This window comes from Cytobacillus sp. QJM3NY_8, from assembly GCF_056173585.1.
This window is the reverse complement of record NZ_CM149681.1, coordinates 5,279,255-5,293,767: the sequence shown is the minus strand read 5'-3', so window position 1 is coordinate 5,293,767 and position 14,513 is coordinate 5,279,255. Positions and strand designations below refer to the sequence as shown.

The window sequence follows — 14,513 nt, the reverse complement described above, 5'->3', positions numbered from 1 at the left end:
TGATATCCCTCCTTTTCCATCTATATTTGGGAATTTAGATTACTGTCCAGCTCCGGTGCCTTTTGAAGGCCCCCCTCGCTTTTCTTTGTTTCGAGCCACAAAAACGATAGGTTATACACGCTGTATAACCCTGAAGTTTATAAATATACGAAACTGTTTATGTGGAAAAATATATAATAAGGAAGTAAAGTGGAATTTCGACAGTATCCACTGTCTGTGGACAAACTTTTACAAACCCCTTGGATAACCTGTCCACATGTTATCCACAATCTGTGGATAATGAAGATATACACAATGATTTATTAAGTGTTAAAACACAATTATGATAACAGATAATGCTTTTGTCTGCAATGCTTTTTAAACCTTTATCCACAACATGCCATCCCTGTTCATAAAAATTGTCCACAGCCTCTGGTTGTGTGAAAAACTTGTCAATATGTGATGTGGATAATGAAAATGCTGTCGAAATTTTATCCACAGACCTGTTTTTAGAGAAGATCCAATTCAAATGGACTTCGGAATATCGGATGGAGAGATGCCATTTTACCATGGCCAGTTCGTCTGGCGACCGGAGGAACTTGCAGTCTCAAAAAGTAACTTTTACTATGAACTAATGAGAAAAACGTGGAAAAATGAAATTTAAGGATGACATTCATGCGAAAAGAAGGTAAACTTTCTGAGTGGGTTCTTTCAGATTTGTAAAAAAGAAAAAGAGCAGCTAAGAGAGAAGCCAGGTTCATACTCCAATTTTTTTGCCATTGAAGGCAGATTGACTTATATGCATAGTTGACAATTTTCTAGTTACATCTATATAATTAGAAAGACTGTCTTTAACAGCAATTCCTCAGGGAGGTGTCATATATGAAAAGAACTTATCAACCAAACAAGCGTAAAAGAAGCAAGGTTCATGGTTTCCGCAGCCGCATGAGCTCTCCGAACGGACGTAACGTTCTAGCTCGCCGCCGCCGCAAAGGAAGAAAAGTATTATCTGCTTAGGCCACTGAAACGTCAGTGGTCTTTTTTTCCATGTAAAGATAAATGTTCAAGGCGCTCTGCGCTTTTTTGAAAAGGTGATGACATGAAAAAAGAGTTCCGTGTAAAAAAAAATAAAGAATTTCAAGAGGCCTTTAAAAAGGGAAAGTCATTCGCCAACCGTCAATTTGTCGTTTACATCTTGAGAAAAGAGGAGCAGAATCATTTCCGCATCGGCCTTTCTGTCAGTAAAAAAATCGGCAATGCCGTTATGAGGAACCAGATCAAAAGGTATATCCGCCAGGCATTCTTAGAACTGGAGGAGGAAATAAAGCCGCAATATGATCTGATTGTCATTGCGAGGAAACCGGTGGCAGAAATGGATTTCCATGAAGTGAAACAGAGTCTGATCCATGTATTGAAGGTTTCGCGGGTTTTGAATAAACCGAGACTTGGAAATACTAAAAATCAATAATCTTTATCTATCTTTATTTTGAAGCACTTCATTTTAAAAGATGTTAAAATAAGATACATATGAGCTTGTGCCCTATGACCGGGGACAAGCAAATGAAATCCATACTATTATCAGGAGCAATTAAGGAGGAAAAAACGGTTGAAGAAACGAATATTCCTATTAATCGGTTTAGTGTTTGTGATGGCCCTTTTATCGGGCTGTACAGAAATCAACCAGCCGATTACGTCTGAAAGCGAAGGCTTTTGGAACGAGTATATTGTCTACCCGCTTTCGCTGTTTATTATTAAGGTAGCAGAATTTGCAGGCGGCAGCTATGGACTATCGATCATTATTGTGACGATCATTATCCGTCTGGTCATCCTGCCATTAATGATTAAACAAACGAGAAGTTCAAAAGCGATGCAGGCGATTCAGCCAGAAATGCAGAAGCTTCGTGAAAAATACAGCTCTAAAGACCAGAAAACCCAGCAGAAGCTGCAGCAGGAAACAATGGCTTTATTCCAAAAACACGGCGTTAATCCGCTTGCCGGATGTTTCCCGTTAGTGATTCAAATGCCGATCCTGATCGGTTTCTACCATGCCATTACACGTACGCGCGAAATTGCAAACCATAATTTCCTTTGGTTTGACCTTGGTTCTCCAGATCCAATTTACTTATTGCCTTTAATTGCAGGTGTGACAACGTTCATTCAGCAGAAAATGATGATGGCCGGCACTCAGCAAACTGGGCAAATGGCTGCACAAATGAAAATGATGCTTTACCTTATGCCGATTATGATCGTTATTTTTGCCATTAACTTCCCGGCAGCTCTTTCTTTATACTGGGTAGTGGGTAATATCTTCATGATCGTTCAAACGTATTTCATTAAAGGTCCGGACCTGAAAGCCGCAGCGGCCGGAAATGCAGGAGGAGCCAAAAAGTGAAACAAGTAACTGCTACAGGACATACCGTCAAGGAAGCAGTAGAGTCAGCTTTAGCTCAATTAAACACAACAGAAGACCGCATAGAGATTACTATTGTTGATGAAGGTAAAAAAGGCATTTTCGGGATTTTCGGATCCCGGCCGGCAGTGGTGAAAGCTGTGAAAAAGCCTGATCCGATTGAGGAAGCCGAAAAATTCCTCAAAGACGTCAGCGGGAAAATGGGCGTGTCCATTGAAATTGAAACATTAAGGGACGGAAAAAATGTTCAATTTATCCTATCCGGTGAGAAGATTGCCCTTTTAATCGGAAAAAGAGGACAAACGCTTAATTCCCTCCAGTATTTGACACAGCTGGTCATTAACCGATATGCCGAGCAATACTTAAATGTGGTGCTCGATGCAGAGGATTACCGAAAAAGACGCCAGGATACCCTGATTCAACTGGCTGAAAGGCTTGCTCAAAAAGCTTTGAAGACGGGAAAAGAAATTGCGCTGGAACCTATGCCTTCATATGAACGCAAAGTGATCCATACCGCCCTCGTAAATAATAAGCGAATCAAGACATATTCTGATGGCAATGACCCGCATCGGCATATCGTCATTGCACCAGCCAGAACAAGATAGCAGGAAAAGCGGAAACGCAGTTATCGACGTTCAAAATATAAAAAATTTCTTATTTTGCAAAATCCCAATCCATTTACGGATTGGGATTTTTTTGTCGCACTTTGTCATCTCCCCGCAAATTATTAAATCTCAATTGGTTTTATTGTTATTCACATGTGGATAAGTTAAAATAGAGCATATTAATTATGAGACGTGTGGATAATTTTTTTCACTGGCTGTATTCAAGCGGGCTGTTGATAAGTATCATGCTGACTGATGGACAAGCCGGAACTGCGGGCTGATATGCTTTTCTAAAAAAAAGCCATGTGATATTCTATTAATTTGGGGAATCGATATTATTATTCATTTTGTATATAGATCAATGAAGTATGAAAAGAGAGGTGAACAAATTGGAATTCGATACAATAGCCGCGATATCTACTCCGATGGGGGAAGGAGCCATTGCCATTGTCCGCCTGAGCGGTGACCAGGCTTTTGAAATTGCGGACCGGCTGTTCAGAGGAGTGGGAGGCAAGCGTCTAAAGGATGTTGCTTCCCATACCATTCATTATGGGCATATTATGGACCCCAAAACCGGACAGATTGCTGAGGAAGTAATGGTATCGGCCATGAAGGGGCCGAAGACATTTACTAAAGAAGATGTCATTGAAATCAACTGCCATGGCGGACTGGTTTCCGTAAACCGCGTGCTGCAGCTTTTGCTGAATAATGGCGCACGCCTGGCAGAGCCGGGTGAATTTACAAAGCGCGCCTTTTTGAACGGGCGGATTGATTTATCCCAGGCAGAAGCGGTTATGGATTTAATCCGCGCCAAGACGGACCGGGCTATGAACATGGCACTTGGCCAGATGGAAGGAAGGCTGTCAAAGCTTATTCAGAAGCTTCGGCAGGAAATTCTGGAGATCCTTGCTCACGTAGAAGTCAATATCGACTATCCGGAATACGATGATGTCGAAGAAATGACCCATCAAATGCTGATGGAGAAGGCTTCTTATGTAAAGCAGGAAATCGAAAAGCTTCTTCAGACTTCACAGCAGGGGAAAATACTGCGTGAAGGACTTTCAACGGTCATCGTCGGGCGGCCAAACGTTGGAAAATCTTCCTTATTGAATAGCCTTGTCCATGAGAATAAGGCGATTGTAACAGATATTCCGGGCACCACCCGTGATGTCATCGAAGAATACGTGAATGTAAGAGGAGTGCCTCTCCGCCTGGTTGATACAGCCGGCATTCGTGAAACGGAAGATATTGTGGAACGGATCGGTGTAGAAAAATCAAGGCAGGTATTAAAGGAAGCAGATTTGATTTTGCTTGTGCTCAATTACTCGGATGAATTGACCTCTGAGGATGAAAATATATTTAAAGCCGTTGAAGGCATGGATGTCATTGTAATTGTCAATAAAACCGATCTTGACCAAAAAATCGACATGAATCGCGTCCGTGAGCTTTCCAAACATCATAAACTGGTTACAACCTCTTTATTGGAGGATCAGGGAGTCGACGATCTTGAGGAAGCTATTGCTTCTCTATTCTTTGCAGGCTCCATCGAAGCCGGGGATATGACATATGTATCCAATACCCGCCATATTGCCCTATTGAACCAGGCGCAAAATGCCATTGACGAAGCGATGCAGGGTGTTGAGATGGGAACCCCAATTGACATTGTGCAAATTGATTTGACGAGAACATGGGAGCTGCTTGGTGAAATTATTGGCGATAGCGTCCATGAAAGCTTGATCGACCAGTTATTCTCGCAGTTCTGTTTAGGAAAATAGATGATTTAAGCAGGCTGTGTCAGCTGACGCAGCGGAAATAGATTTTTTAACTTTTGCAATCGGCCGGCTCAGCCTCTGTTTAGCTTGTGCCTGCCTGATTGCTGCAAAGGAGGCCGCATCATGACATATGAAGCTGGAAGTTATGATGTCATAGTAGTCGGAGCTGGACACGCGGGTGTGGAAGCAGGCCTTGCTTCGGCCCGTCTCGGCGCAAAGACATTAATGATTACAATCAACCTGGATATGGTAGCCTTTATGCCCTGCAACCCCTCAGTAGGAGGCCCTGCAAAAGGGATTGTGGTAAGGGAAATCGATGCACTTGGCGGAGAAATGGGCAAGAACATTGATAAAACCCATATTCAGATGCGCATGCTCAATACAGGAAAAGGCCCTGCAGTCCGTGCCTTAAGAGCTCAGGCCGATAAGTTCACGTATCAGCATGAAATGAAAAAAACGCTGGAAAATGAACCAAATCTGACATTAATTCAGGGAATGGTTGAACGGCTGATTGTCGAAGATGGAGAATGCAGGGGCGTCGTCACCCAGACAGGTGCCGTTTATCATTCAAAAGCAGTAGTCATTACGACAGGAACCTTCTTAAGAGGAGAAATCATCCTCGGTGAGCTGAAGTACTCAAGCGGTCCTAATAACCAGCAGCCATCCATTAAGCTCTCAGAGCATTTGCAGGAGCTTGGCTTTGATCTGGTCCGTTTTAAAACAGGAACACCGCCGCGCGTTAATAGCCACTCCATTGATTACAGCAAAACGGAAATTCAGCCAGGCGATGACGTGCCAAGAGCTTTTTCCTATGAAACCACAAAGTATATTACAGATCAGCTTCCTTGCTGGCTTACGTATACCAATGAAGAAACGCATACATTGATCGACAATAATCTTCATCGCTCGCCAATGTATTCCGGTATGATCAAAGGGACAGGACCTCGCTATTGCCCGTCGATTGAGGATAAAGTTGTCCGTTTTAATGATAAGCCACGCCATCAGATCTTCCTGGAGCCTGAAGGCCGCAATACACAGGAAGTGTATGTGCAGGGGCTTTCAACAAGCTTGCCTGAGGATGTGCAGCAGAAGATTCTCAGAACCATTCCTGGACTTGAAAATGTACAGATGATGCGTGCCGGCTATGCGATTGAGTATGATTCCATCGTACCAACGCAATTATGGCCGACACTTGAAACCAAAAAGGTTAAAAACCTCTATACTGCCGGCCAGATTAACGGGACATCCGGCTATGAAGAAGCTGCCGGCCAGGGGCTAATGGCAGGCATGAATGCCGGATTAAAATCACTGGATAAGGAAGAAGTCATTTTAAGCCGTTCAGATGCTTATATTGGCGTCCTGATTGATGACCTTGTGACCAAAGGCACGAACGAGCCTTACCGTCTATTGACTTCTAGAGCGGAATACCGTCTGCTGCTTCGCCATGATAATGCCGACCTGCGCTTAACAGAGCTTGGCCGCAAAGTAGGGCTGATCAGTGAAGAACGCTATGAAAAATTCCTGATGAAAAAGCAGGCGATTGAAGAAGAGAAATCACGTCTGCAAGGCATCATCATCAAACCGACTTCTGATGTGCAGGAGCTGATCAAAAGCCAGGGCGGAAGCGAGCTGAAGGATGGCATCCGCGCATCTGATTTGCTGAAGCGTCCGGAAATGACATATGCGCATATCCAGCAGGTAGTTCCGGCTGAGAGCACGCTTGATCCGGATGTAACCGAACAGGTAGAAATCCAGATCAAGTATGAAGGCTATATTGAAAAGTCACTTCAGCAGGTAGAGCGCCTGAAGAAGATGGAAAACAAAAAGATCCCTGAAAACATCGATTATGATGATATTAACGGACTGGCTTCCGAAGCAAGGCAAAAGCTTAAGGAAGTAAGGCCGCTATCTCTCGCGCAGGCTTCACGGATTTCCGGTGTAAACCCTGCCGATATTTCTATTTTGCTTGTTTATTTAGAGCAGGGCAGAATTGCACGAGTTTCAGCGGAGTAAAAGGGAAAATCCGATCATGTCTGAGAACCGAAAGGATTTATAAATGAATACCGAACAATTTACAGAAATGCTGGCGGCGAAGGGGATTGCCCTTTCGCCACAGCAATTGCAGCAATATGACACCTACTATTCCACACTGGTGGAATGGAATGAAAAAATGAATTTAACAGCCATCACGGAAAAGGAAGATGTTTATCTTAAGCATTTTTATGACTCGATAAGCGCTGCTTTTTACTTTGATTTCAACCAGCCGTTAAAGGTTTGTGATGTCGGTGCCGGTGCCGGTTTTCCAAGCATACCGATTAAAATTGCTTTTCCGGGTTTACATATTACGATCGTTGACTCTCTTAATAAGCGCATTGGATTTCTGGAACATTTGGCAAAGAAGCTGGAGCTTGATAATGTGCGCTTTATCCATGACCGTGCGGAAACCTTTGGCCAGAACAAAGAATACCGTGAGTCTTTTGATGTTGTGACAGCACGGGCTGTTGCCAGATTGTCCGTTCTAAGCGAGCTGTGTCTGCCTCTGGCAAAAACAGGCGGCACATTTGTGGCCATGAAGGGTGCCAGTGCAAAAGAGGAACTGGATGCCGGCAAAAAGGCTATCTCGGTTCTTGGCGGAACACTCGTTGATTCCCACACGTTCACCTTGCCTGAAGAAGAGAGTGAGCGGAATATTTTAATCATTAAAAAAGAAAAGAGCACTCCTAAAAAGTACCCGCGGAAGCCGGGGACACCCAATAAAACACCAATTGAATAGGGTGCGCAATCTGCCATTGTATGACATAATGGTTTAAACTAATCGATTTTTCCAGATATTTATATTGCTCCTGTCCAGCAGGATTTGTCATGATGATAGAGAATATGTAATAGGGAGTTTCGTAAAGGTGGTGCAGGGTGATGAAGCATTCTTTCTCACGCTTTTTTGGCCTAGGCGAAAAGGGAGAACAAGTTACAGCGGAAAAACCAGCAGAAGAACAATTGGATATTGAAGACTTAAGCGACAGAGAAGAAGTTAAGAAGATACCTATTGATCAAATCGTCCCCAACCGTTTTCAGCCAAGAACGGTGTTTGATGATGAGAAGATAGAAGAGCTTTCTCGGACCATCCATACACATGGTATCATCCAGCCGATTGTCGTACGGGAATTTGAGGATGGCCAGTTTGAAATCATAGCAGGTGAACGCAGATACCGGGCCATGAAAAAGCTGGGCTGGGAAGAAGCTCCGGCTATCGTAAAAAATTTAAGTGATACAGAAACAGCTTCAGTGGCTTTAATTGAAAACCTTCAAAGGGAAGAACTGTCTCCAATTGAAGAAGCTGTTGCCTACGGAAAGCTTTTAGAACTGCATAATCTGACACAGGAAGCGTTGGCACAGCGCCTTGGAAAAGGCCAGTCAACCGTTGCAAACAAGCTTCGGCTGCTGAAATTGCCGCAGCCTGTCCAGGATGCGTTATTAAACAAATCAATCACAGAGCGGCATGCCCGTTCGCTCATTCCGCTGAAGGACCCAGAGAAGCAGGTCGCCCTGCTTCAGGAGATAGTGGAGAAGAATCTGAATGTGAAGCAGACAGAAGACAGGGTTGTCAAAATTCTCGAACAGAAAAATCCAAAGCCGAAGCCGAAGCGAAAGGCGTTCAGCAAGGATATGAGAATTGCGGTCAATACGATCCGCCAATCATTATCCATGGTTTCTGACAGCGGCATTAATCTTGATTCGGAAGAAGAAGAATTTGATGAATTTTATCAAATTACGATTAAGATTCCTAAAAAGAAATAATTTTTTAACGCGAGAGATGAAGCAGGGCCTCCCTGTTTTGTTTTTCGCGTTTTTTTTGAAGGACGATAAAAAGACTATTAGAATCTTCTTATTTTTTACAAAAAAATTATTCTGTCCTGTTTTTCGTGATAAAATAGACTACGTGATTTAACCATTCTAATAAATTCGCAGATAGATAGATCGTAATACTGATAGATGAAAGCAGGTGACACCGTGGGCAAGATTATAGCCGTTGCGAACCAGAAAGGCGGAGTCGGCAAAACGACCACTTCCGTCAATCTTGGCGCATGCCTGGCATACATAGGCAAGAAAGTGCTGCTGGTCGACATTGATCCGCAGGGGAACGCCACAAGCGGAATTGGCATTGAAAAGGCTGATGTCGATCATTGCATCTATGACGTTCTCGTTGATGATGTGGAAGCATCAAAGGTTATAAAATCAACTTCGGTAGAGAATTTATATGCAATCCCGGCAACCATTCAGCTGGCAGGTGCAGAAATTGAATTGGTGCCGACCATCTCGCGGGAAGTAAGATTAAAGAGGGCTCTTGAAGAAGTAAGAGCAAACTTTGACTATGTTATTATCGACTGTCCCCCTTCTCTCGGATTACTGACAATTAACTCGCTGACCGCTTCGGATGCCGTCATCATACCAGTGCAATGCGAGTACTATGCGCTTGAGGGTCTGAGTCAGCTTCTGAATACGGTCCGTCTTGTGCAGAAGCATCTGAATCATGATTTGAAAATCGAAGGCGTACTGCTGACGATGCTTGATGCCCGTACAAATCTTGGCATTCAGGTCATTGAAGAAGTGAAAAAGTATTTTCAGGATAAAGTATATAAAACAATCATTCCCCGCAATGTGCGGCTGGGAGAGGCTCCAAGCCATGGAGAACCTATCATTACTTATGATCCGAAGTCACGTGGAGCTGAAGTATATTTAGAACTGGCAAAGGAAGTGGTTTCAAATGGCTAAAGGTTTAGGAAAAGGTCTGAATGCTTTTTTCAATAATATTGAAACCGAAAAAGAAGAAACCGTACAAGAAGTCAAAATAAAGGACATCCGTCCAAACCCTTATCAGCCGCGCAAAGTGTTTGAAAAGGAAGCCATCGAGGAATTGAAGCAGTCCATCCTTGAACACGGAATTCTGCAGCCGATCATCGTCCGAAAAAGCATCAAAGGCTATGAAATTGTAGTTGGGGAGCGCCGCTACCGGGCAGCAAAAGAAGCAAATCTTGAAAGAGTTCCTGTTGTCATACGGGAATTGAATGAACAGCAGATGATGGAGCTCGCTGTTCTTGAGAATCTGCAGCGTGAAGACTTAACTCCAATTGAAGAAGCGGCTGCATACCAGCTGTTAATGGAGAAGCTCAAGGTGACACAAGAGGAGCTGGCAAAGCGCCTGGGAAAAAGCAGGCCGCATATTGCCAACCATATTCGCCTGCTTTCCCTTCCTCCGAAAATTCAAGGTTTGATTTCTGACGGGAAAATCTCCATGGGTCATGGCAGAGCCCTATTGGGCCTGCGGAAAAAAGAGAAACTGCAGGCGCTCGTTGAAAAAACAGTTAAAGACGGCTTAAATGTCCGTCAGCTTGAACAGCTGATTCAGCAGCTGAATGATGTTTCACGTGAAACGAAAAAGCCAAATGCTCCAAAAGACATTTTTATTAAGGAACGCGAATCCTCCCTCCGAGAAAGATTCGGAACCACGGTCCATATTAAACAGTCCAAAAACAAAGGGAAAATAGAGATTGAATTTTTCTCAAAAGAAGATTTGGAACGCATTATGGAACTTTTAGAAACCAATTCGTAAGCCATCTTAATGATGGTTTATTTTTTTACAGGTATTCAAAAAAAGATTGTAGGTCAGTACCTTTCGTGGTAATTTTAATAGAAAATAATTCGCATTGCGAAATAATTAGGTGAAGAATATGTTTTTGCTAGGAACGCTTGTGAATGGATTATTGATAATTATAGGAACACTGCTGGGGAAATTGCTTCATCGCATTCCTGAGAGTATGAAGGGGACGGTGATGCATGCGATCGGCCTTGCTGTCATGGTGCTCGGCCTGCAAATGGGTCTTAAAAGCGAGAACTTCCTGGTTGTGATTTTAAGTCTTGTTTTCGGAGCAGTAATTGGAGAATACTTTGCTCTCGAAGATAAGCTGAACAAACTTGGCGATTGGCTCGAAAGCAAAATCGGCTCAAAAGGCCAAGGCAGCATTTCGCAGGGCTTCGTAACGGCTACGCTTATCTTTGTCATTGGTGCCATGGCCATTATCGGCGCGCTCGACAGCGGTATCCGGGGCGACCACTCGGTTCTTTATACCAAATCGATTATTGACGGCTTCACCTCCCTTATCTTAACGACTACATTAGGAATTGGTGTGCTCTTTTCAGCTTTTCCGGTCATGCTTTATGAAGGACTCATTGCCCTTTTTGCCACCCAAATCGACCGGTTTGTCCCCCAGCTTCTTATGGACAGCTTTATCAAGGAAATGACCGCGACAGGCGGAATCATGATCTTTGCGATTGGTCTGAATCTGACAGGGATAACAAAGATCAGGGTTGCGAACCTGCTTCCTGGAATTGTGGTTACGGGGATTATTGTGTCGGTTGTTTATTTTTATGGAATTTATTTTTAGGTGATTTAGTTGTTGGTGCGGTGATGTGAAGCATGTGCACTGGAATTTATTGTGCTTGCGGTGGCTTAACAATTTGGTTGCAGTACATAAACTAATGAAATTGCGCATGTACCTGATACGAGCGCGAAAATCTGCTATGAGCGCACGAAAAGAAGAGAGAACGGCGCATAAACAGGGTGAGAGCGCAAAAGCATCTTCAGATAGCGCATAAAAAAACTGAATCAGCGCGAAAACCTGTAAAAAGAGCGCGAAAAGATGGTAGAACGGCGCCTAAACCGGGTGAGAGCGCAAAAGTAATTTAAGATGCGCAAAAACTTACCGAATCAGCGCGAAAAACTATAATAAGAGCGCGAAAAGATGGTAGAACGGCGCCTAAACCGGGTGAGAGCGCAAAAGTAATTTCTAGATAGCGCTTTAAACTTACCGAATCGGCGCAAAAAACTATAATAAGAGCGCGAAAAGATAGTAGAACGGCGCTTAAACCGGGTGAGAGCGCAAAAGTATCTTCAGATAGCGCATAAACTAGCCGAATCAGTGCGAAAACCTGTAAAAAGAGTGCGAAAAGATGGTAGAACGACGCATAAACCGGGTGAGAGCGCAAAAGCATCTTCAGATAGCGCATAAAAAACCGAATCAGTGCGAAAACCTGTAAAAAGAGCGCGAAAAGATGGTAGAACGGCGCCTAACCGGGTGAGAGCGCAAAAGTATCTTCAGATAGCGCATAAAAAAACCGAAACAGCGCGAAAATCTGTAATAAGAGCGCGAAAAGGCGGTAGAACGGCACATAAACAGGGTGAGAGCGCAAAAGTATCTCCAGCTAGCGCATAAACTTACCGAATCAGCGCGAAAACCTGTAATAAGAGCGCGAAAAGAAGAGAAAGCGGCGCATAAACCAGATTGGGAGCACTAAATATCTACATACAGCGCATAAACTCATCGAACGAAACCCTGTCAGAACAGCGCAATGCCACCCCTCCCATCCCCAGCTAACCAAAAAAGCCGCAGGCCCAATTCCCCTGCGGTTTTCCTATTCATTAAGGTGTTTGTTCACGGTTTAGTTCCCACTTGAATGCAGGCCAAGCTGGTGCAGTCTGGTGGGTCAGGCTTGCTTCATAGATGCCGCCTGCGATGGTTTTGGCCATTTTCAGGACGAGGTTGAGTCTTGTGTTCTGGAGGACGAAGAATTCCATAAATCCGCTGACGTTGACGATGCCGGTTATGTGCATGTCCCCTACTTCCGGCAGGTCTTTATTGACTCCGGCGCCAGGCTTGACGGGCCCTTCTCCGATTTGGATGACACCGACGCTTTTTAAGCGGCCCAGGCAGGCGTCGATCCCGATGATAAAGGGATTGAAATGCTTCTTTTTGATTTCGTTCAGTTTTTCTTCCAGGTTTACGGCATGGATCGGGTCCTCCAGTGTTCCGTATACATGGAAAGATGAAATGGATTTTTCCTCGAGGAGTGTGCCGACCAGCGGACCTAATGAATCGCCTGTAGAGCGGTCTGTGCCAATGCAGACAAAAACGATGGGACGGCAGCTGATGCCCGCAGGCAGAATATTCTTTAGTTCAGCAGCCAATTTTTCAGCAGAGTTTGTTTCTTCATGCGAGATTCTGGCAGAAGCCCCGCCTTTTTTGTCAAACAAGTTTGGTTTGAAGTTCATATAGGTCCACTCCCTCTTTGCTCCTTGCCATGCCCGAAATACAAGTATTTATACGTTTTTAACAGTATACGGAAATTTTGTGTAATCTATACATACCTGTATTATTTAATCGTTAAACAATCGAGTTTTAAACTGTAAAGTCATGAGAAAAATTGATAAAATTGTTTTGTTTTACAGAGGGATTCGCACTGAGAGGCAAGATGCAGTATAATTTCATACAAAGTAAAGGATTGTAATTTTGAAGGCGATAACTGTCTAGCTCCAGGCGCCATCGGCTCTCGGGTCAAAGCTTGTCTAGTTTCGGCTCCTAGGGACTCGAGGTCATAAGCCGTTCCCTTCCAGAAGGAAAAAACACCTTCTTACAGGGACCGTCTTATGCTAGTCATCCCTGGGCAGTCGCCTCAACATTTCTTTCAATCTGTCCAAAAGGTTAAAGAACACCTTACAGCCGGCTCGTCTTATGCTTGTCGCCGATAAGCAGGAGCCTTCCGCTTTTCTATATTTTCACTAAAGTAAAGCAGGTGAAATCATGAGTCCTATTGAAAAAATGATTAACAGTATGATAGATAAGCTTTCTAATGAACAGGCGTGGATAAACATCGGAGAAGGCATCTTTAAAATTTTTGCGATTCTGATCGTTACGAGCAGCCTGATCAGGATTGGCAAGCTGGCGATCCGCAATATTTTTAAAGTGAGGGCACCGTCAAGGCTCCGAATCTCAGAGCGCAGGGAAGCTACCCTTCTGAAGCTGCTTGAGAATATGCTTACGTATGTGGTGTTTTTCGTTGCGGCGATCATGATATTATCGGTGCTGACGATTGATGTAAAAGCCCTTTTGGCCGGTGCCGGAATCGTTGGGCTGGCTGTTGGGTTTGGGGCACAAAGTCTTGTAAAGGATATCATCACCGGGTTTTTCATCATTTTTGAAGACCAGTTCTCGGTGGGGGATTATATCCGGATTGATCAATTTGAAGGAACGGTAGAAGAAATCGGATTGCGGACAACAAAGATTAAAAACTGGACAGGTGAAGTTCATATCCTTCCGAACGGAAGCATTATGCAGGTCACTAATTTTTCCATAAATAACAGTGTTGCCTTTGTGGATGTCAGCATTGCTTATGAAGGCGATATTGTGAAAGCTGAAAGAGTTCTTCAGGAATTATTCGAAAAGCTGCCGGGCAAATATGAGGATATGGTCAAGCCGCCGGAAATTCTCGGCATCCAAAATCTGGCTGCTTCTGATGTGGTGCTGCGCGTGGTTTCAGAAACGCTGCCAATGAGGCACTTTTATATTGCACGGCAGCTGCGGAAAGAAATTAAGCTTTGTTTAGATGAGCATGGCATTGAAATTCCGTTCCCGCGACTTGTTATGTATACACGGAATGATCAGGCAAAGGAAAATCCTAAACTGAATGCGGAGGGATAAATATGGAGCAAAAGGAATTTGATCTACACGATGTGGTGGAAATGAAAAAGCCTCATCCATGCGGGGTTAACAAATGGAAAATCATCCGAATGGGAGCAGATATCCGCATTAAGTGCGAAGGCTGCGGCCACAGCGTGATGATTCCAAGAAGGGAATTCGCCCGCAAAATGAAGAAAATTCTTGTTAAGCATGAGGGGTAAATAGATAAATACGGGGA

14 protein-coding genes are annotated in these 14,513 nt (G+C 43.9%); 13 read left to right on the top strand and 1 reads right to left on the bottom strand.

Annotation, left to right across the window (positions count from 1 at the left end; all coding sequences use genetic code 11):
• The first annotated feature begins 861 nt into the window (after positions 1–861).
• The 11 genes from rpmH (at position 862) to AC0VZ9_RS26815 (ending at position 11,206) form a co-directional block, all read left to right on the top strand.
• Positions 862–996 carry a 50S ribosomal protein L34 gene (gene rpmH / locus AC0VZ9_RS26865; protein WP_019382473.1) on the top strand — a complete coding sequence of 45 codons (135 nt, stop codon included), beginning with the start codon at positions 862–864 and terminating at the stop codon, positions 994–996.
• Between the two features lie 82 nt (positions 997–1,078).
• Complete coding sequence (rnpA, locus tag AC0VZ9_RS26860) at positions 1,079–1,447, top strand: ribonuclease P protein component (RefSeq protein ID WP_251264368.1); 369 nt, start codon at positions 1,079–1,081, stop codon at positions 1,445–1,447.
• 138 nt (positions 1,448–1,585) lie between these two features.
• A complete protein-coding gene (gene spoIIIJ, locus AC0VZ9_RS26855; protein ID WP_019382475.1) occupies positions 1,586–2,371 on the top strand; it encodes a YidC family membrane integrase SpoIIIJ in 786 nt (261 codons plus the stop codon).
• Complete coding sequence (jag, locus tag AC0VZ9_RS26850) at positions 2,368–2,994, top strand: RNA-binding cell elongation regulator Jag/EloR (RefSeq protein WP_009332487.1); 627 nt, start codon at positions 2,368–2,370, stop codon at positions 2,992–2,994. Before spoIIIJ ends, jag begins: the two co-directional genes overlap by 4 nt.
• A gap of 389 nt (positions 2,995–3,383) precedes the next feature.
• Entirely contained in the window at positions 3,384–4,769 is a 1,386-nt protein-coding gene (mnmE, locus tag AC0VZ9_RS26845) for a tRNA uridine-5-carboxymethylaminomethyl(34) synthesis GTPase MnmE (protein WP_009332486.1), read from the top strand.
• A 120-nt stretch (positions 4,770–4,889) separates the two neighbouring features.
• Positions 4,890–6,779, top strand: coding sequence for a tRNA uridine-5-carboxymethylaminomethyl(34) synthesis enzyme MnmG (mnmG, locus tag AC0VZ9_RS26840; RefSeq protein ID WP_475396957.1), 1,890 nt, complete (start codon positions 4,890–4,892; stop codon positions 6,777–6,779).
• A gap of 43 nt (positions 6,780–6,822) precedes the next feature.
• A complete protein-coding gene (rsmG, locus tag AC0VZ9_RS26835; RefSeq protein WP_009332484.1) occupies positions 6,823–7,539 on the top strand; it encodes a 16S rRNA (guanine(527)-N(7))-methyltransferase RsmG in 717 nt (238 codons plus the stop codon).
• Positions 7,540–7,679: 140 nt separating this feature from the next.
• Complete coding sequence (gene noc / locus AC0VZ9_RS26830) at positions 7,680–8,561, top strand: nucleoid occlusion protein (RefSeq protein WP_009332483.1); 882 nt, start codon at positions 7,680–7,682, stop codon at positions 8,559–8,561.
• Positions 8,562–8,774: 213 nt separating this feature from the next.
• On the top strand, positions 8,775–9,536 hold the full coding sequence (locus tag AC0VZ9_RS26825; protein WP_009332482.1) for a ParA family protein: 762 nt from the start codon (positions 8,775–8,777) through the stop codon (positions 9,534–9,536).
• Positions 9,529–10,374 carry a ParB/RepB/Spo0J family partition protein gene (locus AC0VZ9_RS26820; protein WP_009332481.1) on the top strand — a complete coding sequence of 282 codons (846 nt, stop codon included), beginning with the start codon at positions 9,529–9,531 and terminating at the stop codon, positions 10,372–10,374. Before AC0VZ9_RS26825 ends, AC0VZ9_RS26820 begins: the two co-directional genes overlap by 8 nt.
• Positions 10,375–10,492: 118 nt before the next feature.
• Entirely contained in the window at positions 10,493–11,206 is a 714-nt protein-coding gene (locus AC0VZ9_RS26815; protein WP_019382477.1) for a DUF554 domain-containing protein, read from the top strand.
• 1,034 nt (positions 11,207–12,240) lie between these two features.
• Here AC0VZ9_RS26815 and yyaC read toward each other — a convergent pair.
• A complete protein-coding gene (yyaC, locus tag AC0VZ9_RS26810; RefSeq protein WP_206841016.1) occupies positions 12,241–12,870 on the bottom strand; it encodes a spore protease YyaC in 630 nt (209 codons plus the stop codon).
• Between the two features lie 529 nt (positions 12,871–13,399).
• Between yyaC and AC0VZ9_RS26805 the strand changes: the two genes are divergently transcribed.
• Together AC0VZ9_RS26805 and AC0VZ9_RS26800 are read left to right on the top strand one after the other, a co-directional pair.
• The gene (locus AC0VZ9_RS26805) at positions 13,400–14,296 is read left to right on the top strand and encodes a mechanosensitive ion channel family protein (RefSeq protein ID WP_475396956.1); all 897 of its coding nucleotides are present in this window, start codon (positions 13,400–13,402) and stop codon (positions 14,294–14,296) included.
• A gap of 2 nt (positions 14,297–14,298) precedes the next feature.
• Positions 14,299–14,496, top strand: a complete 198-nt coding sequence (locus tag AC0VZ9_RS26800) for a DUF951 domain-containing protein (RefSeq protein ID WP_009332477.1) — start codon at positions 14,299–14,301, stop codon at positions 14,494–14,496.
• The last annotated feature ends 17 nt before the right edge of the window (positions 14,497–14,513 follow it).